Origin of the sequence: Kitasatospora sp. MAA4 (assembly GCF_029893355.1) — a bacterium.
Classification (GTDB): Bacteria; Actinomycetota; Actinomycetes; order Streptomycetales; family Streptomycetaceae; genus Kitasatospora.
The window spans coordinates 126,495-143,485 of the sequence record NZ_JARZAI010000001.1; the positions used below are offsets into that span (position 1 = coordinate 126,495).

The 16,991-nt window shown below is 72.2% G+C and carries 18 protein-coding genes and 1 pseudogene; 6 read left to right on the forward strand and 13 right to left on the reverse strand.

Annotated features, from left to right (window positions below; translation table 11 throughout):
• Nucleotides 1-2: 2 nt before the first annotated feature.
• Entirely contained in the window at nt 3-1,085 is a 1,083-nt protein-coding gene (locus P3T37_RS00580) for a glycosyltransferase family 2 protein (protein ID WP_280721343.1), read from the reverse strand.
• Nucleotides 1,086-1,206: 121 nt separating this feature from the next.
• On the reverse strand, nt 1,207-1,611 hold the full coding sequence (locus tag P3T37_RS00585; protein WP_280721344.1) for a hypothetical protein: 405 nt from the start codon (nt 1,609-1,611) through the stop codon (nt 1,207-1,209).
• A 127-nt stretch (nt 1,612-1,738) separates the two neighbouring features.
• Between P3T37_RS00585 and P3T37_RS00590 the strand changes: the two genes are divergently transcribed.
• Both P3T37_RS00590 and P3T37_RS00595 read left to right on the forward strand, forming a co-directional pair.
• Nucleotides 1,739-2,635: a hypothetical protein gene (locus P3T37_RS00590; protein ID WP_280721345.1), complete on the forward strand. Its 897-nt coding sequence runs from the start codon at nt 1,739-1,741 to the stop codon at nt 2,633-2,635.
• 161 nt (nt 2,636-2,796) lie between these two features.
• The gene (locus P3T37_RS00595) at nt 2,797-2,985 is read left to right on the forward strand and encodes a hypothetical protein (RefSeq protein WP_280721346.1); all 189 of its coding nucleotides are present in this window, start codon (nt 2,797-2,799) and stop codon (nt 2,983-2,985) included.
• Between the two features lie 12 nt (nt 2,986-2,997).
• Here the strand turns inward: P3T37_RS00595 and P3T37_RS00600 are convergent, their stop codons facing one another.
• The 7 genes from P3T37_RS00600 to P3T37_RS00630 form a co-directional block, all read right to left on the reverse strand.
• Nucleotides 2,998-4,026, reverse strand: coding sequence for a ketoacyl-ACP synthase III family protein (locus tag P3T37_RS00600; protein ID WP_280721347.1), 1,029 nt, complete (start codon nt 4,024-4,026; stop codon nt 2,998-3,000).
• The gene (locus P3T37_RS00605) at nt 4,023-4,661 is read right to left on the reverse strand and encodes an SRPBCC family protein (RefSeq protein ID WP_280721348.1); all 639 of its coding nucleotides are present in this window, start codon (nt 4,659-4,661) and stop codon (nt 4,023-4,025) included. Before P3T37_RS00605 ends, P3T37_RS00600 begins: the two co-directional genes overlap by 4 nt.
• On the reverse strand, nt 4,633-6,318 hold the full coding sequence (locus P3T37_RS00610; protein ID WP_280721349.1) for a thiamine pyrophosphate-binding protein: 1,686 nt from the start codon (nt 6,316-6,318) through the stop codon (nt 4,633-4,635). The genes P3T37_RS00605 and P3T37_RS00610 overlap by 29 nt, the downstream gene beginning before the upstream one ends.
• Nucleotides 6,315-7,331, reverse strand: a complete 1,017-nt coding sequence (locus P3T37_RS00615) for a GlxA family transcriptional regulator (protein WP_280721350.1) — start codon at nt 7,329-7,331, stop codon at nt 6,315-6,317. Before P3T37_RS00615 ends, P3T37_RS00610 begins: the two co-directional genes overlap by 4 nt.
• Before the next feature lie 217 nt (nt 7,332-7,548).
• Nucleotides 7,549-8,415 (reverse strand): hypothetical protein, encoded by an 867-nt coding sequence (locus P3T37_RS00620; RefSeq protein ID WP_280721351.1) that lies wholly within the window; start codon nt 8,413-8,415, stop codon nt 7,549-7,551.
• Between the two features lie 35 nt (nt 8,416-8,450).
• Nucleotides 8,451-9,248 (reverse strand): G1 family glutamic endopeptidase, encoded by a 798-nt coding sequence (locus P3T37_RS00625; protein WP_280721352.1) that lies wholly within the window; start codon nt 9,246-9,248, stop codon nt 8,451-8,453.
• A gap of 169 nt (nt 9,249-9,417) precedes the next feature.
• Nucleotides 9,418-9,894 (reverse strand): hypothetical protein, encoded by a 477-nt coding sequence (locus P3T37_RS00630; RefSeq protein WP_280721353.1) that lies wholly within the window; start codon nt 9,892-9,894, stop codon nt 9,418-9,420.
• 136 nt (nt 9,895-10,030) lie between these two features.
• Here P3T37_RS00630 and P3T37_RS00635 point away from each other — a divergent pair, with 136 nt between their 5' ends.
• Nucleotides 10,031-11,986: a CHAT domain-containing protein gene (locus P3T37_RS00635; protein ID WP_280721354.1), complete on the forward strand. Its 1,956-nt coding sequence runs from the start codon at nt 10,031-10,033 to the stop codon at nt 11,984-11,986.
• 14 nt (nt 11,987-12,000) lie between these two features.
• Entirely contained in the window at nt 12,001-13,194 is a 1,194-nt protein-coding gene (locus P3T37_RS00640; protein ID WP_280721355.1) for a hypothetical protein, read from the forward strand.
• Between the two features lie 9 nt (nt 13,195-13,203).
• Here the strand turns inward: P3T37_RS00640 and P3T37_RS00645 are convergent, their stop codons facing one another.
• Together P3T37_RS00645 and P3T37_RS00650 are read right to left on the reverse strand one after the other, a co-directional pair.
• Nucleotides 13,204-14,391: a GDSL-type esterase/lipase family protein gene (locus P3T37_RS00645; protein ID WP_280721356.1), complete on the reverse strand. Its 1,188-nt coding sequence runs from the start codon at nt 14,389-14,391 to the stop codon at nt 13,204-13,206.
• A 5-nt stretch (nt 14,392-14,396) separates the two neighbouring features.
• On the reverse strand, nt 14,397-14,993 hold the full coding sequence (locus tag P3T37_RS00650) for a TetR/AcrR family transcriptional regulator (RefSeq protein ID WP_280721357.1): 597 nt from the start codon (nt 14,991-14,993) through the stop codon (nt 14,397-14,399).
• Nucleotides 14,994-15,065: 72 nt separating this feature from the next.
• Between P3T37_RS00650 and P3T37_RS00655 the strand changes: the two genes are divergently transcribed.
• Nucleotides 15,066-15,557, forward strand: coding sequence for an FBP domain-containing protein (locus P3T37_RS00655; protein WP_280721358.1), 492 nt, complete (start codon nt 15,066-15,068; stop codon nt 15,555-15,557).
• On the opposite strand, the pseudogene P3T37_RS00660 reads toward P3T37_RS00655, so the two are convergent.
• Nucleotides 15,547-15,669: pseudogene (locus P3T37_RS00660) on the reverse strand (AraC family transcriptional regulator); the annotation flags it as partial. The gene P3T37_RS00655 and the pseudogene P3T37_RS00660 sit on opposite strands and share 11 nt — an antisense overlap.
• Before the next feature lie 69 nt (nt 15,670-15,738).
• Here P3T37_RS00660 and P3T37_RS00665 point away from each other — a divergent pair.
• Nucleotides 15,739-16,164 (forward strand): PPOX class F420-dependent oxidoreductase, encoded by a 426-nt coding sequence (locus tag P3T37_RS00665; RefSeq protein WP_280721359.1) that lies wholly within the window; start codon nt 15,739-15,741, stop codon nt 16,162-16,164.
• A 10-nt stretch (nt 16,165-16,174) separates the two neighbouring features.
• Here P3T37_RS00665 and P3T37_RS00670 read toward each other — a convergent pair whose 3' ends face one another.
• A complete protein-coding gene (locus tag P3T37_RS00670) occupies nt 16,175-16,975 on the reverse strand; it encodes a DUF4232 domain-containing protein (RefSeq protein WP_280721360.1) in 801 nt (266 codons plus the stop codon).
• Nucleotides 16,976-16,991: the final 16 nt, after the last annotated feature.

Genomic DNA, 16,991 nt, shown 5'->3' on the forward strand with positions numbered 1-16,991 from the left:
GCTCAACTGGTAGGAGTCGCCACGCCGTCCGGTCGGCGCGCGCCCAGCCGGGAACGGACCTGGGCGCGCAGCCGCGGGCGGTTGCGGTACATCCGGTGCAGGCGCTGGAGGGCGACGAACTCGTCCATCCGGTTCGCCAGCGTCAGGCGGTACTTGACCCGCAGCGGGGCGCTCAGCGCGCCGATCCGGCCGGCGCCGATGGCCTCCACCAGCCGGCTGACGTGCTGCTGGTAGGCCGCGCGGTAGCCCTGGTCGCCGTCCGGGACGGACCAGAAGAACATCGGGATCTCCTCGACCAGGCAGTTCCGGTCATAGGAGCGCAGGTAGTCGGCGTACTTCGACTCCGGCCGGGCACCCAGCCACTCGCGGACCAGCTCCATCGAGCGGACCCGGTCGATCACGCCCCGCGGGTCGGTCTTCTGCTGCGTGATCGACATTTCGCCGTCCTCGCGCATGCGCCAGTGGTAGATCGGCTCGGAGAGCACGTCCACGCTCGCGGCGAGGTAGTGCAGCGGCACGCTGACCGGGGCGTCCTCGTACAGGATGCCCTCGGGGTAGAGGATGCCGGCGGCGTCGAAGAAGCTGCGGCGGTACACCTTGTTCCACGCGGTGCGGTCGGTGACCAGCGACGGGACCTCGGTGACGTGGGTGCGCAGCCGGGTCTCCTGGAACGGCTTGCGGTGGGCGTGCGACGGAAAGTAACCGGTGGACTTGAAGCGCAGCGCGTTACCGGCGACGAAGTCCGACCCGGTCTCGTCCAGGGTGCTGATCATCAGCTCGTACGCGCCGGGCGGCAGCGAGTCGTCGCTGTCCACGAAGGCCAGGTACTCGACCTCCGCGCCGATGTGGCGCCAGCCGGTGTTGCGGGCCGCCCCGAGGCCCTTGTTCTCCTGCTGCACCAGCCGGAACCGGCTGTCCTCGGCCGCGTAGCGCCGGGCGATGGCGGCGCTGCCGTCGGTCGATCCGTCGTCGACCATGACGCACTCGAAGTCGCGGTAGGTCTGGGCGGCGATCGAGTCCAGGCACTCCTCCAGATAACGCTCGACGTTGTAGATCGGGACGACGACGGAGAGTCGGAGGGCCATCGGGGGCGCGGGCCTTTCGAGCAGGAGCGTGCGACCGAGCCGGGCAGTGGTCAGCGGTCACCAGGGGTCATGAACCCCAGGATCATAAGTTTCGCACGTGGTGAGCGCCAGCCCGGCCGGGTCACTGCCCGGTGGTGACCCGGTTGACGCTGCCGGCCTGGATCACCAGGCCGGTGTAGCTGCCGCCGTTGATGGTGTTGATCACCGCCCCGGGACCGGGCGCCTCAGCGCGCGGAGCCAGCTCCTCCAGCAGCGAGCGCAGCATGGCCGCCGCCGCCGGGTCCGCGGCCAGCGCCCGGCGCAGGCGGTTGCCCCACTCGGCCTCGGCGGCCGCGGCGGCACCCGGCCGGTCCTCGGCCGCCAGCAGCTCCTCGCGGGCCAGCTCCAGCTCCTCGCCGACGCTCTCACTGCGCCGCCCGAACAACGCGGCCACCCGCCCGCGCACCTCGGTCCACAGGTCGCTCGCCATCAGCCCGACCATCGTGGTCGCCCCCGACGTGGCCAGTGCCACGATCTCCGCCTCCATGACGGCCCCTCCCGCTCCGTGTTGCCTGTCCGTACCTGCCTGGTGCCTGTCCGTGAGTCCATTCAAACACCCGACGAGCCCGCCGTGGTCGATGTCCCAGGACTGCCCAGTGGTGTACAACGGCATCGTGTCCGAGAGACCCCAGACGCAGGAGAGAGCGGCGGCCGCCACCGCCCCGCGCCGCGGGTGGCAGTTGGTGCTGGGCCCCGCGCTGATCGCGGTGGCCTGGCCGGCCTACTGGTCGGTCACCGGCCGCTACTCGGAGGACCTCTTCCTGCCGCTCTGGCTGGGCTACATCGTCACGGTCGACGGCCTGGTACGGCTGCGCACCGGCGCCTCCCTGCTGACCGGGCGGGTCCGGCTGTTCCTCCTGCTCCTGCCGGCCTCCTGCGCCTTCTGGTTCTTCTACGAGCTGTACAACCACGTGCTGGGAAACTGGCGCTACCAGGCGCACCAGCGCCACGGACGGCTGGTCTGGGACCTCGTCCAAGCGGTGCTGATCACCACGGTGATCCCGGCGCTCTGGGAGACCCGCGAGCTCTTCCGGTCCTTCCCCCGGCTGGCGGGACTGCGCGGAGTCCGGCTGCCGGCGTCCCGGCGCGCCCTGCGGATCCTCTCGGCCCTCGGCCTGCTCGCCCTCGTCCTGCCGCTGCTCCTGCCCCGGCAGACGTATCCACTGGTGTGGTGCGGCCTCTTCCTGCTGCTGGACCCGCTCAACCGCCTGCGCGGCCTGCCGAGCGTGCTCGGGGAGGTGGCGGACGGCCGGTGGGGCGAGGTCGCGGTGCTGACGCTCACAGGGTTCACCACCGGGTTCTTCTGGGAGTTCTGGAACGGCGGCTCGGCCGGGTACCGCTGGGTCTACGACGTCCCGTACTTCAACACGTGGCCGCACCTGTTCGAGATGCCGCTGCCCGGCTACCTCGGCTACCCACCGTTCGCGTTCTCCGCCTACGCGTTCACGGTCCTGCTGATCGCCGCCTTCCGCCTCGATCGAACAGCTCCCCGTACGGCATCGCCCCTCTGACGGACCATCCGCCTCGCCCTCGCCCGCCTCGGCCGCGCGGCGTCAAGCATGCGTCAGGATGGGCGGGAACGGCGTAGGCCGCGCGTCAAGGGCGGGGGCGGGTGGGGCGGATCGGGGATCCACTGGTGTTGAGAGGCTCGGACCAGCGAGAAGGAAGCGCCATGACCACCAGCATCGACACCGTACGCCTGCGGGTGACCGACCCCGCGCGCTTTGTGCCCCGCCCGCCGCAGGTGATCGCCGTCCCGCTGGTCCCCGTCGACCGGGGTGATGTCGACGAGGATCCCGAGGACGACGGCCGCCGGGTCCGGGGTGCCAGCTGCCGGATCGCGATGGGCTACCTGGACTGACCCGGCAGGCTCTCAGGCCACCGCGCCCCAGCGGATCGCGGCTGCTCCGGCGTAGTCGCCGGCGTGGGCGAAGCCGCCGAGGACCACCAGGTCGCCCTCCTTGACCCGGCCCGAGCGCAGGGCGCGGTCCAGGGTGATCGGGATCGCCGCGCCGAACAGGTTGCCGCAGCTGTCGAAGGTGTCGGCGTGCTGCTCGGCCGAAAGCCCCAGCGCCTGGCGCCAGTTGTGCAGGAACGTCCGGTTGGGCTGGTTGGTCACCAGCAGGTCGATGGCGCTGGTGGGCAGTTCGAGCCGTCGGCAGAGGTCCGCGACGACCTCCGGCACCAGGCGGTTGCCGCGCTCCAGGACGGTGGCGACGCCGGCCTCGGTGAAGCCGATCCGCAGCTGGGACTCGCCGGGCTCCCAGTAGCGGCGGCCGTCGTCCAGTACGGCGGTCATGTCGCCGCCGTAGTCGACGAGATGGCGGGTCAGCACGTCCAGCACCGGGGAGGCCGCCGAGGTGGTGAGGTAGCCGACCCCGCAGCCGTCGCCGGGAATCGCGGCCTGGGCGAGCCGGCGCACCTCGGACTGGGTGAACAGCTGGCCGGCGGCGCTCTGCGCGTTGCAGATCAGCGCGGTCCTGGCGTCGGTGGTGGTGAGGATCTGCCGGGCCAGTTCGAGCATGTGGACGAAGGAGGCGCAGCCGGCGTTGGCCACGTCGACCAGCCAGCGCGGCTTGAGGCCCAGCCGCCGGGCCACCTCCGTGCCGGCTCCCACGAACGGCGTGTCCGGCAGCTGGCTGTGCACCAGCAGGACGTCCACGGCGCGGATCTCGTCCCGGCCGTGCCGCTCGATCAGCGGCGCGACCGCGCGCTCGACCAGGTCCGTGTTGGTCTCGCCCGGCGCGACGTGGTGGCGCATCGGGGGGACCTTGAACATGGGGTTGTCGCGCAGCTTGTCCTCCGCGCCGGGGTACTCGGTGTAGTACGCGGCGGGGACCGGCTCGCCGGGCAGGTAGCCGGCGACGTCGACCAGGCTGACCGTCGTCATGGCGGCCGTCACGGCGTCACCGCCGTGGCGGCGCGGTGCTCCAGGATCGCCTTGAGGTTCGCCATCTCCACGGTGTGGCCGGCGTAGAACATGTCCCAGTAATCGCCCACCCAGGGCCGGTCGGCGCGCGGCGCCAGCCCGGGGTGCGGGTTGGCGTCGTAGTTGGGGTGGCGGCAGTTGGTCCAGGTGATCACCGAACCGGGGCGCCCCAGCACCCGCTCGGCCGGGATGACGCGCATCAGGTAGACCATCCAGAGCTCGTCGCCCTGGTCCCAGGCGCAGTGGAAGTCCACCGTCATGGCCTCGGCGTTGCTCTCCACCCGGCAGAAGATCCGGGTGCCCTCCTCCAGCCGGTCGTCACCGACCCAGAGTCCGGGGGTGCCGGTGGGGACGAAGTCGCGCAGGCTGAACGTCCACTCCTCCAGGTGCTGGCCCTGCCTGAGGTAGGCGTAGGCCTGCTCCGGCGGGCAGTCCACGTACTCCTGGATCGTGCAGTAGCGCCCGTAGACCTCCTGGTGCGGATAGGCGGGGCGGGTCAGCTCGGCGCAGCGGGCCATCAGCTGCTCCATGCCGGTGTTCTCGACCGTGGTCAGGCCGGGGATCTCCGTCGTCATGCTCTCAACCGACACGGACTGGTCCGCGCTCATGGGCGGTCTCCTTTGTTGGGCGCAGGAAGGGAAGGAAGGGGGGTATCTCGGCGGGGTCGAAGTCGAGCGCGACGAACGCCGGCCCGTCGCCCGCGTTGCCGCGCAGCAGCGCCGCGCGCAGCTGTGCGCCGTCCTCGGCCCGGGTCACGGCCAGGTCGGGGAACATGGCGGCCACGCCCGCGGCGATGTTCGCCGGGCGGAACAGGTTGCTGGGGTGCGGGGCTCCGAGGAAGACCTGCTCGCGGGTGGCGCACATGGCGTGGGCGTTGTTGTTGAAGATCACGAAGGTGACCGGCGCGGCCTGCTCGACCGCCGTGTGGACCTCCATGCCGTGCATGAAGAACGCGCCGTCGCCGGCGATCACGTACGTGCGCTGCCCGCTGGCGAGCGCCGCGCCGATCCCGGCACCGAAGGTGTAGCCCATGCCGCCCATGCCGACGGCCACCACGAAGCGGCCGCGGCGCGGGGCCGGCAGCAGGTGGATCGCGCTGGCCCCGGCGTTGCCGGCGTCCACGAAGACGTGCGCGTCCGGCGGCAGCGCGGCCTCGATCGCGGCCACCGCGGCCGGGTAGGAGGTGCCTCCCGTGCTGCTGCGAGGGGTCGACAGCGGGGTCGGGCCGGCGTGGGCGGGCACCGGGCGCGCAGCGGGGTCGAGCCGGCCGGCCAACACCCGTATGGTGTCGCACAGTTCACCGCGCAGCCAGATCCCGGGGAGATACGGCGGCTCGGGGTCCAGGCAGACCACCGGCGTCCCGCTCAGCGCCTGCTCCAGGCCGGCCCGGGCCATCGCCGGCAGCCGGGTGCCCACCAGGACGCAGGCATCCGCCCGTTCCAGGCAGCGCAGCACGTTCGCGTGGCCCATCACCCCGGCCACCCCCGCGAACCGGGCGTCGTGGTTGTCGAACACGTCCTTGGCGTCCGGGGTGACCGCCACCCAGGCGCCGAGCCGGCGCGCCAGCTCGGCCAGCTCCGCCCGCGCATCGGCCGAGGCCACGCCCTCGCCGGCGATGACGAGCACCCGGCGCGCGCTGCGCAGCAGGTCCACCGCCTGTTCCCGGACGTGGAGTTCGGCAGGCGACGCAGTTGGTACGGCCGGTTCCGGGAGCGGCTCGCGGGCCTCGATCAGCGCCTGCTGGACGTCCTTGGGCAGCAGCAGGACCGCCGGGCCCGGGGTGTCGCCGCGGGTCGCCGCGAACGCGCGGGCCAGCAGCTCGGGGACGGCGTCCGGGTCCTCGACCCGGGCACAGAACCGGGACACCGGCGTGAACAGCTCCCGCGCGTCGATCGAGCCGCCCCGGCCGCTGGTGTCCTGGAAGGCCCCGCGCCCCTCCTGCGTGGTGGGCGGCTGTCCGACGAACGCCAGCAGCGGTACCCGCGAGGTGTACGCCTCGGCCAGCCCCGGCAGCAGGTTCACCGCGCCGCCGCCCGAGGTGACCGCGACCACGCCGAGCCGCCCGGTGGCCCGGGCCTGCCCGTCCGCCATGGTGGCGGCGGAGAACTCGTGCTTGGCCACCACGGTGCGGATCACGCCGCCGGTGGCGTGCAGGGCGTCGTACAGGTCCTCGATGTTCGCGCCGCCGACGCCGAACACGTGCCGGACGCCGGCCGCGGCCAACTCCCGTGCCAGGTAGTCGACAAGCCGGACTGTGGCAGTCATGCGGAGCTCCTGTCCGGCTGCTCGGGCAGCACGATGTGACCCGAGGGCGCGAGGGTCTGGAAGCGGTTGCGGTACTCGTTCGGGGTCAGTTCCAGGGCCCGGCCGAAGGAGCGGAAGAAGGTCTCGGAGGCCGGGAAGCCGCACCGGCGGGCGATCTGACCGACCGGCAGGTCGGTGGTCTCCAGCAGTTTGCGGGCCCGGGCGATGCGCATCTGCTCGATGTACTGGCCGGGCGGCGTGCCCACCTCGCGCCGGAACACCCGGGCGAAGTTGCGCAGGCTCATGCTGGCGCGCTCGGCGATCTCGGGCAGCGGCAGTGGCTGCTCGAGGTGTTGCAGGATCCACTCCTGTGCGGCGCGGATCGGTGCGCGGTCGGCGAGTTGGGCGTCCAGGATCGCGCTGAACTGCGACTGCCCGCCGTTGCGCTTGAAGAAGAGCACCAGGAACCGGGCGGCCTCCAGCGCGTACGCCGCACCGTGGTCGGCCTCCACCAGGGACAGTGCCATGTCGATTCCGGTGGACACCCCGGCCGAGGTGACGAACCGGCCGTCCCACACGAAGATCGGCTCGCGATCCACCGTCACGTCCGGGTAGCGCTCGGCCATCTCCGCGCAGTACGCCCAGTGCGTGGTGGCGCGGCGCCCCCTGAGCAGGCCCGCCTCGGCGAGCAGGAACGCACCCCCGCACACCGAGGCGACCCGTCGCGACCGGCCGGCGGCCCGGCCGATCCAGCCGACCAACTCCCGGTCCGCCAGCGCCTCCTTGAGGCCCCACCCGCCGGGGACGAGCAGGGTGTCGATCGGGCCGTCCCCCGCCGCCAGCGGCTCGGCCGCGACCACCATGCCCGAGCAGGTCCGCACGAGCGGCGCGTCGGGCGAGACGAACTCGACCTGGTAGCGGACACCCGTCGGCGCGAGCTGCCGGTTCACGGTGTCGAACACCTCGATCGGGCCCGCTATGTCCAGTGCCTGGGCACCGGAGTAGATCACCACCACCACACGTCGCTGATGCACGGTCACAGCCTGTATCCGGCGCATGGTGGCCGCAATGACGGCCTACTGACGAATTCGGCCACCTGCGGGGATCGGGAGGGGGCCGATAGCTACTGACCAGTAGTTATCACGCAGAGTCAGAGAGCGGTGTGAGAAGCGTCATACGAGCTGCGACGGCGCCGTGCCGTTCCCGGGCGCAAGACCCCGGGAACGGCACGGCGCGGGTGCGGACGGGCTCTCAGCTGACGGGGCCGCCCGGCGTGATCACGCAGCCGCCGTCGTTGTTGCTCCACAGCGGCTGCATGGCGAACGTCCCGGTGGAGAGGGCCACCTTCTGGAAGTTGCTCTCACACAGGTCGCCGATCTCCTCGCCGTTGCTGTCCACCCAGCCGCTGGACGGCTGCGGATCGGTGACCGACTCGGCGAACTCGTGTCCCTCGACGATGCTGAACGCGTCCAACTTGCCGCCCAGCGCGTCGTTCGGGCAGCGGCTGCCGCTCGGCGCGTCCAACTGGTAGGGCATGTTGGTGTACGAGACGCTGCCCGTGTAGTCGTGCCAGGCGCAGAAGCCGGAGGACGGCCAGCCGTCGGGCGAGGTGCCGTGCGGGCTCATGACCACGATCTGGGCATCCGGGTTCCCGGCGACGCCGAAGTGCGCGGCGGCCTTGTCGGCCTCGTTGGCGATGCTCCCCTGGGAGGCCCTCGCCGGTGCCGTCCTGGCGTTGTCGTTCCAACTGCCGCCGAGGACCGGGCCGGTGAAGGTCGGACCGGTGCCGCTGGAGTCGGTGTACTGCGTCGTGCTGCTGGACCAGGTGTCCGAGCTGGTGCCGATGCCGTTGAACATGTTGGTCATGTACTGCTGAATGCCGTTGTGGTCGCTGTTCCACTGGGATCCCCAGTAGACGACGTAGACCTTCGGCGAGTGCTGGACCGGGCCGCCGCCGTACTGCATCCCGCTTGAGGTGGCCTGCGCCCGCTGGCCGTAGGCCGTTGCGTGCGGTGCGTGCGCGATCTGCGGGACGTGCGGGCTCTGTGCGAAGGCCGCAGGCGCGGCGAGGAGTTGCGAGGCGGCCAGCAGTGCGGCCGCCACAAAGGAGCGCTTCATATGAGTCACCTTCGGGAGAGAGCGGATGCTGGGCGTCAGTAGCGCGGTACGGCCGGACGGGTGGCCGTGGACGGCGCCGTGCGGGCGGCCCACGGGTTGGAGGAGCCTGCCGGGACGATGGAGAACGCGCCGTTCTGCAGCGCGGTCTCGGTGTACTGGCCGCTGTCGATCGCCTGCGGGCCGAAGGCGTCGAAGGCCTGGCCGTTGACGGTGACTCCCGTGAAGTCGAGCTGGTTGAAGGACGGGTAGCTCTGGGACGGCGACTCGATGACCGCCTCGGCGCTGACGTTCTGCGCGTCGAGCTGCTGCTGGGTGTTCTCCGTCCAGCCCTGGGTGTTGTCGGTGAGGGCCAGGGCGTAGCTGCCCGAACCGTCGGTGGTCACCGAGGCGGTGAAGGAATCCCCGGCGGAGACGGGGTCGTTGAAGTACTGCGGCGGCGCCGGGTACATCTCGTACCAGCCGCTGAGCACGGGCGAGCCGGAGGAGCAGTCGGCCTGGACGCCGGTCTGCTCGACGGTCTGCGAGCCGTAGCCGTCGATGCCGACCCAGGGCGCGAAGAGGTCGTTGCTGGTGTTGCACTGGATCTGCGGCATCGTCCAGGACCCGGAGATGCTCTGGAACCCGCTGCCCTGGGCGACATAGCCGCCCCAGACCCCGCCGTCGAAGCGGGTGTGCGGGGACCTGGCGTCGCGGTGCTGGACGCTCGCCGGGCCGAAGGACGCCGGGGCGGCGTGCGGGCCGGCGGCGTACGTGCCGGGGGCGGCAAGCGCGGCGGCGCCGGCGAGCGCCAGGGCCGCCGCGGCTCCGGCCGTGCGTGAGAAGTGTCGGGGCATGGTCGATCTCCCTGCTGGCGTGGGGGTGACACGGAGCGGGGGATCAGCCTGGGGGTGCTCCACACTCCGTGCTTGGCAGCCAGCGTCTGCCTCCCCGAAGGGAGTTGAGAAGAGCGAGGGTCATGCCGGAACACGACATGGCGGGAACATGCCATGCTCCCGCCCGAGGTCAGCCGATGCCGCAGGAGATCTGCCGGGACTCCTGGTCCAGGTCGAGTTGGGGGCAGTCGGCGGAGAGGTGGGTGTTGTCGCTGAAGAGCAGGTCGACGTAGAAGTTGGGCTCGATGTGGTTGTTCCCGTGCGGGTCGATCCGCAGGGTGGCGGTCGCGCCGCGGACGTTCTCGTAGGCGGGGTGGTTGAGCACCGGGATCTGGAACGGCCCCTGGTCGCTGTACTGGTCCCACTTCCCGTAGGTCGAGGAGACCCGGGCCGCGGTGGTGCCGAAGACGTCGCGGACCGTGACGGTGACGGTGGTGTCGCGGTCCTTCTGGTCGACGTCCATGTGAATCGAGAAGCTGGCGGAGACGAGGGTCGCGCCGGGCGCGCGGACCGCACTCGGCGCGGCCGAGGCGGGCGCGCTGACGGCGGAGAGGCTGAGAACTGCGAGGCCGAGGACCGAAAGAGCACGGGAGGCGATGGAGTTCATGCCGTCCATGCTTCCGCGCGGACTCGCCCAGCGGTATCACTCACACGAGTGATGGTTCGTATGCCCGCGCAGAACTCCGGCCGGAGCGGCGGTGGTTTGAACGTGGCATGATGAACGGCCAAGGGGTGGAGTGCAGATGATCGCGGTGATCGGCCTCGACGGGAGCGTCGGCAGGACCAGTACCGTCGTGCTCAGGGCGCTCCCGGCCGACGCGGGAACCGAGTTGGTGCAGCGCAGTGTGCGCGAGGTGCTGGACCTCGCCGACCGCGTGGTCATCGCCGCCGCCCCCGGCCCGAGCGGTGTCCGCAGCGTCGCCGCCGTCCGGGACTGGCTCCGCGCGAACGGCTACGCGGACCTGGAACGCCTCAGCATTGTGGAGTTCGACGAGGTCGAGGCCGAGGCGCAGCCCGTCTGCCCGATCTGCGGGGCTCCGCAGCGGGGGCGGTACTGCGAGGAGTGCGGGTACGACTACCAGCCGGTCCCGCAGCCGCCACAGCCGATCCTGCAACAGCCGCAGCTGATCGGCTCGACGACGTACGGACACCCGCAGCCGCTGGGCGGCGTGGTGCCGCCGCAGGCCGCTGCCGCGGAGCCCGTCGGGTCTGCGGAGCCCATCGGGTTCGCGGAGCCCGTCGAGTCCGCGGAGCCGCACCAGCTCGTCGTGGAGCTCGCCGAACGCGCGGCCCCGGGCCGGGAGGTGCCGCTACAGGTCCAGGTCGCGCGCGGGTCCGGGCTGGGCGCGGCGCTGCGCGCCTTCACGCCGCCCGCCTCCGGCGCGCGCCTGACGATTGCCGTCTCCGCTCCGGGACTTGTCGCGCTGGGCGACCTTCAGCAGGAGCTGACGGTGCTGCCCGGGCGCGACTCGGACGTGCTCTGCTTCGGTCTGCGGACCGGCGCCCCCGGGCTGCACCTGGTGACCGTCCGGGCCTTTCGGGCCGGTACCTTCCTCGGCGAACTCCGCTGCCAGATCTCGGTCGAGGAGGGCGGCCCGACCGCGAGCGGCCCGCTGCGCTCGGCCCCGCTGGAGACCCTGGCCGTCGACCCGGGAGAGGTCACCCTCCAGGTCCTGAAGGACGAGGTCGCCGGCACGTACAGCTTCCAGCTCATCAGCGACACCTGGTACGCCCCGGAGACCCTGCGCTTCCGCGCCGGCGACCCGCACCGGGCGTCCGAGCAGATCTACCACGAGCTCAGGGCGACCGCGCGAGCGGCCGCGGCCGGCGACTCGTTCGGGGAGATCGGCCAGAAGCGCCGGCGGCTTCGCAACCTCGGTGTGCAGCTGTGGACTTCCTCGGTGCCCGAGGCGGTGCAGCGGCAGTTCTGGGAGCAGGCCGGGCAGATCACCTCGTTCACCGTGCTCGGAGAACATGACGCGATCCCTTGGGAGTTGCTCTACCCGCTGAACGAGGGCTCGGACGACCGGGGGTTCCTGGCCGAATGGCTGCCGGTGGTGCGCCGGGTGCACGGCCAGGACCGGGTGCGCCACCTCGCGTTGCCCGGTGCGGCGTTCGTCGTTCCGCCCGGCTCCCCGCCGGAGGCCGCGCGCGAGGTGCGGGCGCTGAGCAGCCGGCTCGGCGTCGATGTGACCGAGCACGGCCTGTTCACCGACCGCAGCGCGCTGACCGAGCTGATCGAGCAGGGCCACGCCGGGGTGCTGCACTTCGCCTGCCACAACGCCTTCACCAGCGCCGGATCGTCCGTGGCCATGGCGGACGGTGTCTTCGACCCGCTCGACCTCGCGTACGCGGCCCAGCGCCGGACGCTGCGCGCGAGCCGTCCGCTGGTGTTCTTCAACGCGTGCCGAAGCGCGGGGGAGATCGACTGGTTCAGCTCAAGCCTGGGCTGGGCCAACCAGTTCCTTCAGGCCGGTGCCGGTGCGTTCGTCGGCACGCTGTGGCCGGTGCGCGACTCCACCGCGCTGGCCTTCGCCGACCGGTTCTACCAGCAGTTGTTCACCGCGCGAAAGCCGCTCGGCCTGGCGTCGCTGAGCGCGCGTCAGGAGATCCGCGACCTGGACGGCGACCCCACCTGGCTGGCCTATGCCGTGTACGGCAGTCCCGGAGCGCTGGCCGACACCGCACCCCACCACTGAGTCAGGAGAAGTCATTGACTGCGGACCCGGTCTTCGTCATCCACGGCGTCGGCAACCGCGACCCCGAGGGTTTCGCCGCCACCGTCGCCGTCCTGGAGGCCGCGACAGGGCTGGAGATGGTTCCGGTGTACTGGGGTGACCTGGGCGCCGACGACCGCTTCGTCGATCTCGCCATACCGCCGCAGGTACCGAGCGGCCCGGCCCCGGACGGCAGCGGGCTGCGCGACGGATCCGCGTCGGCAGCGCCCAACGCAGCGCCCGACGCCCGCGCGCTGTTCGCCGGCGCGTCCTCCGTCCGCCACGACGGCCTCGCCCTGGTGCGCGAGGCGTTGCGCCGGGAGCTGGACGCGGCGGACGAGGAGCGCGACACGCTGCGCGGCGGCGGTACGAAGGGGCCGGAGCTGGACGAGGTGCTCGACGCACTGGAGGACGCCTGGCCGCAGACCCGGTGGCTCAGCATCACCGACGACCCCGGCCTGCTGCGGGAGGCCGGCGACGCGCTGGCCCGCAGCGTGCTGGAGGCGGTCCCGGGCGAGGACGCCGACCAGGACCGCTACGGCCTGCGGGAGTCCCCCGGGCGCTCGCGCGGCCTGGCCCCCGTCGTCCGCCGGCGCCTGGTGGAGCTGGACCGGGTCGCGGGCGCCGCGATCCAGGCGGTGGCGGGCCGGTTCAACCAGGCCGTGCGCACCCGTTTCGGCGCGGGCATCTCGCGCTTCCTCGGGGACGTGCTGGTCTACCAGCGCCACCGCGCGGCGATCCACGCCCGGGTCCGCGACGCCGTCGACGCGATCGACCCGGCGCTCGGACGCACCGCCGACCGTCCGGTCCGCGTGGTCGCGCACAGCCTCGGCGGCGTGATCGCCGTCGACCTGGCCACCGCCGCGACCCCGCTGTGGACCCGCTCGCTGCTGACCTTCGGCTCCCAGTCGGCCTACTTCCACCTGTGCGATCCGCGCGGCGGCCAACTGCTTCCCCACCGGGGCACCGACCCGGTGGCCCTGCCGCCCTCGCTCGGCCGGTGGACGAACCTCTGGGAGCCGATGGACGTCCTCGCCTTCGTCGCCGCCGGAGTCTTCCGCCTGCACGACGGCACCACCCCGCTCGACGTCCCGATCAACCACACCGCCAGCGCCGGACTGTGGACGCACTCCGCCTACTGGGACCTCCCCGAGGTGGCCGCGGCGATCGGCGCGGCCATGCGCGCCTGACAGGCTCGCTCAGCCGGCGAACGGGCCGTCGGCGGCGAAGGCCAGGCGGGCGAAGTTCTCGGCGATCCGGCGGTGTCCTGCTGGGTCGGGGTGGATCTCGTCGGGGAGCGGCAGTTCGTCGTAGTCGGAGGTGCCGTAGAGCGAGCGGCCGTCGAGGTGGTGGAGGTTCGGGTCGTCGGCCGCGCGCTCGGCGACGATCCGGGCGAGCTCCGCGCGGATGACGGTGAGGGTCAGGCGCCCGGCCGCGCGTTCGGCGGGGTCGCCGGTGGCGCGGAACCGCAGGGTCCCGCTGCTCAGGTCGGGTGCGAGCGGGCCGGGGGTGTCCTCGTGGACCGGGCAGAGGACGGGGGAGACGACCAGCAGCGGCGTGCTCGGGTGCCCCTCGCGGATGGTGTCGAGGAAGCCGTGGACCGCCGGGGCGAAGGCGCGCAGCCGCATCGCGTCGGTGTTGACGATGTTGATCCCGATCTTGAGGCTGATCAGGTCCGCGGGGGCGTCGCGCATGGCGCGGGCGGTGAACGGGTCGAGCACCGCGCTGCCGCCGAAGCCCAGGTTGACCAGGTCGACGCCGCCTCGGGCGGCCGCCAGGGCGGGCCAGATGGCGGTCGGCGAACCGGCGTTGGAGCCGTGGCTGATCGAGCTGCCGTGGTGCATCCACAGCCTGCGACCGGTCGGCCGTGCGGGCGTCAGGGGCGCGTCGGTGCGCAGGGCGACCAGCTCGGTCGTCTCGTTGTGGGGCAGCCAGATCTCGACGTCCTTGTCGTGCGGGGGGAGACCGGTGAACCGCGCGGTGCCGGGCGGGCCCTCCTCCAGCTCGACGCGGCCGGTGGCCACGTCGACCGTGCGGAGCCTGCCACCGCTCACCGTCGCCCGGCCGGCCGGGCGACCGTCGACGAGGAGCTCGTAGACGCCGTCCACCGACGGGTACGGCAGCCCCTGGTAGGCCCGCTTGGTGGGCAGCGCGTCCAGCTCGACGGTGGTGGCCCGGGTGCGGAAGGCCAGCCGCACGCCGGAGGGCTGGGACTCGACCACGGCGAACTGCTCGTCGGGGAGCTGACGGCGCGCCCACCCGGGCAGCCGGTGCGGCAGCAGGCCGTGGGCGGTGTGTTCCACGTCGAGGTGGCCGCGCAGCAGGTCGGCGGTGACGGGGGTGGTGATCCAGGTGTTCTCGGTGCTCGTCGTGCTCGTCGTGCTCATCGTGCTCATCGTCCAGTCCGGTCAGCTGTTGTGGTGTCGGTGGTCCAGGTCCGCAGCAGGGCGTCGAGCGAGTCGATGGTCCAGTCCCAGGACTCCTGCGAGTCGACGGCGGTGTGGCTGAAGCTTCCGGCCGCCTCCAGGCTGATGTAGCCGTGGAACACGCTGCCCAGCATGCGGACGGCGTGCGTCTGGTCCGGCTCGCGCAGGTGGTAGCCGCGCAGGATCGCCCGGCTCAGCTGCGCGTGCCGCCCCCCGGCGCTGGCCGCCGCCACCTCGGGGGCGAGGGCGAACCGGGTGGCGGCGTAGCGGCCGGGGTGTTCGCGGGCGTAGTCGCGGTAGGCGTCGGCGAACGCGGCCAGGGCGTCCCGGCCGGCCCGCCCGGCCACCGCGGCGGAGACCCGGTCGGCGAGTTCCTCCAGGGCGAGCAGGGTGATCCGGGTCTTGAGGTCGTGGGAGTTCCTGACGTGCGAGTACAGGCTGGCGACCTTGACGTCGAAGCTCCTGGCGAGCGCCGAGAGGGTCACCTGGTCGAAGCCGGCCTCGTCGGCCAGCTCCGCCCCCGCCCGGGTCAGGCGTTCCGCGGTCAGTCCTACGCGAGCCATGACCGTCCTCCCATCGTGCTACTGGAATAATGTATTTGCCTAAACCCTATAGGCAAATTAGCCTACCGCATCATGAAGCCACTGACCGAGCACGAGATCCGTACCGCCTTCGTGAACTGCACCAAGGGCGAGGCGAAGCGCCTCTCCGTGCCGCGCGACCTGTCCGAACAACCCTGGGACGACCTCGACTTCCTCGGCTGGCGAGATCCCCAGGCCCCGGACCGCGCCTACCTCGTGGCCGAACTGGACGGCCGCCCGCAGGGCCTCGCCCTGCGCCGCTCGGCCTCCGCCGTCTGGCAGGCGCGCCGCAGCATCTGCTCGCTGTGTGTGACCACCCACACCGGAGGCGTCTCCCTCCTGGTCGCCCCGAAAGCCGGCCCGGCCGGACGGCAGGGCAACTCGGTGGGCGCCTACATCTGCGACGACCTGGCCTGCTCGCTCTACGTGCGCGGCAAGCGGGAGACCGGCGCCGGCACCGGATTCCACGAGTCCCTCACCCTGGAGGAGAAGATCCAGCGCACCACCGCGAACCTGGCCGCCTTCATCGCCAAGGTCACGGCCTGACGCCGGCGGCCGCCGTCCGGTACTGCCCCGGGGTGGTGCCGAATTCGCGGCTGAAGGCGTGCGAGAGGGCGTACGGGGTCCCGTAGCCGGCGCGGCGGGCGATGGCGGCCAGCCCCCTCGGGCGGTGGGCTGCCTAAAGTGAACTGACCACTCGTCACGATCAACCAGCAGAGGAGACCCCATGGCCGACGACGCCGCGATCCGCGCCCTGTTCGCCACCCGTCAGGGCGGCGTTCTGGCGACCCTCAAGCGCGACGGGCGACCGCAGCTCTCCAACGTCAACTACGCCTACGACGAAGCCCGATCACTGATCCGGGTGTCCATCACGGATGATCGCGCCAAGGCCAAGAACCTGCGGCGCGATCCCCGCGCGAGCTTCCACGTGACCAGCGGCGACTTCTGGACCTGGGCCGTCGCCGAGGGCACCGCCGAACTCACGCCCGTCGCGGCGGCCCCGGACGACGCCACCGTCGAGGAGCTCATCGACCTCTACCGCACCATCAGAGGCGAGCACCCCGACTGGGACGACTACCGCGCCGCGATGGTGCGCGACCGCCGGATCGTCCTCAAGCTCCACATCGAGCGCTACTACGGCCAGACCCCCTGAACCGAACCGACTACCGGCCGGGGGTGGCGTCGCCCGAGGCGTCGGCGATGGTGTCCGAGTACCTGCCCAGGAACGGTGACTTGACGTACGGGTTGCCCGGGCTGCCGCCCTGCTCGGTGATCGCCGTGCTGACGGTGTAGGCATTCGGCAGCTTGGTGCTGGCGATGACCGACACCTCGTTGTACAACCGGCTGGCCCCGGCCGTGGCGTGGCTGGGGTCGAGGTCGAGCACGGCGTAGGCGACCTTGCCGGCCTGGAGCGGGTAGCCCTGCCCGTCGCCGAGGTTGGTCGACACGGCCGGCTGCACGGTCTCCACCGGGCCCGGGCCGCTGCCGGCGCCGATGGTGGCGCTGTTGTCGATGGCCACCAGCGGGTAGAAGCTGAGGCCGCAGGCGGCGGAGCCGGTGTTGGTGACCTGGATCAGCCGCTTGGTGCCGCCCAGCTGCGCGTCGAACCCGGCGGTGACCTTGACCTGCTCCCCGGCGCAGGGGTGCGCGTAGGCGTACGCGTCGCTGGAGGTGTCGCCGCCGCCCTTGGCCGCGCCGGCCGAGGGGCGGGCCGTGCTGCGGGCGGGGCTCGGGGTGCCGGCGGCGATCGGCTTCGCGCCGGCGCCGCCACCCGCGCCGCTGCCTGCCGACGCCCCGGGCGACGCGGGTGAGGCGGCGACCGAGCCGGCGGGCGAGCCGGCGGCGGACGGTGACGCCGAGGTCTGGCCGGCCGCCGTCGTCCCGTCGGGGCCGCACGCACTGAGCGTCAGGGTGAGGGCGGCGGTGGCAAGGACGGCACTGGCGGTAAGGCGGCGAGCTGACATGGTGTGGTCCCCCTGA

Excerpts from the sequence above, each read along its gene's own strand:
- P3T37_RS00580 (WP_280721343.1), bottom strand. The coding sequence starts at position 1,085 with ATGGCCCTCCGACTCTCCGTCGTCGTCCCGATCTACAACGTCGAGCGT.
- P3T37_RS00585 (WP_280721344.1), bottom strand. The coding sequence starts at position 1,611 with ATGGAGGCGGAGATCGTGGCACTGGCCACGTCGGGGGCGACCACGATG.
- P3T37_RS00595 (WP_280721346.1), top strand. The coding sequence starts at position 2,797 with ATGACCACCAGCATCGACACCGTACGCCTGCGGGTGACCGACCCCGCG.
- P3T37_RS00605 (WP_280721348.1), bottom strand. The coding sequence starts at position 4,661 with ATGAGCGCGGACCAGTCCGTGTCGGTTGAGAGCATGACGACGGAGATC.
- P3T37_RS00610 (WP_280721349.1), bottom strand. The coding sequence starts at position 6,318 with ATGACTGCCACAGTCCGGCTTGTCGACTACCTGGCACGGGAGTTGGCC.
- P3T37_RS00620 (WP_280721351.1), bottom strand. The coding sequence starts at position 8,415 with ATGAAGCGCTCCTTTGTGGCGGCCGCACTGCTGGCCGCCTCGCAACTC.
- P3T37_RS00625 (WP_280721352.1), bottom strand. The coding sequence starts at position 9,248 with ATGCCCCGACACTTCTCACGCACGGCCGGAGCCGCGGCGGCCCTGGCG.
- P3T37_RS00630 (WP_280721353.1), bottom strand. The coding sequence starts at position 9,894 with ATGAACTCCATCGCCTCCCGTGCTCTTTCGGTCCTCGGCCTCGCAGTT.
- P3T37_RS00635 (WP_280721354.1), top strand. The coding sequence starts at position 10,031 with ATGATCGCGGTGATCGGCCTCGACGGGAGCGTCGGCAGGACCAGTACC.
- P3T37_RS00645 (WP_280721356.1), bottom strand. The coding sequence starts at position 14,391 with ATGAGCACGACGAGCACGACGAGCACCGAGAACACCTGGATCACCACC.
- P3T37_RS00650 (WP_280721357.1), bottom strand. The coding sequence starts at position 14,993 with ATGGCTCGCGTAGGACTGACCGCGGAACGCCTGACCCGGGCGGGGGCG.
- P3T37_RS00655 (WP_280721358.1), top strand. The coding sequence starts at position 15,066 with ATGAAGCCACTGACCGAGCACGAGATCCGTACCGCCTTCGTGAACTGC.
- P3T37_RS00665 (WP_280721359.1), top strand. The coding sequence starts at position 15,739 with ATGGCCGACGACGCCGCGATCCGCGCCCTGTTCGCCACCCGTCAGGGC.
- P3T37_RS00670 (WP_280721360.1), bottom strand. The coding sequence starts at position 16,975 with ATGTCAGCTCGCCGCCTTACCGCCAGTGCCGTCCTTGCCACCGCCGCC.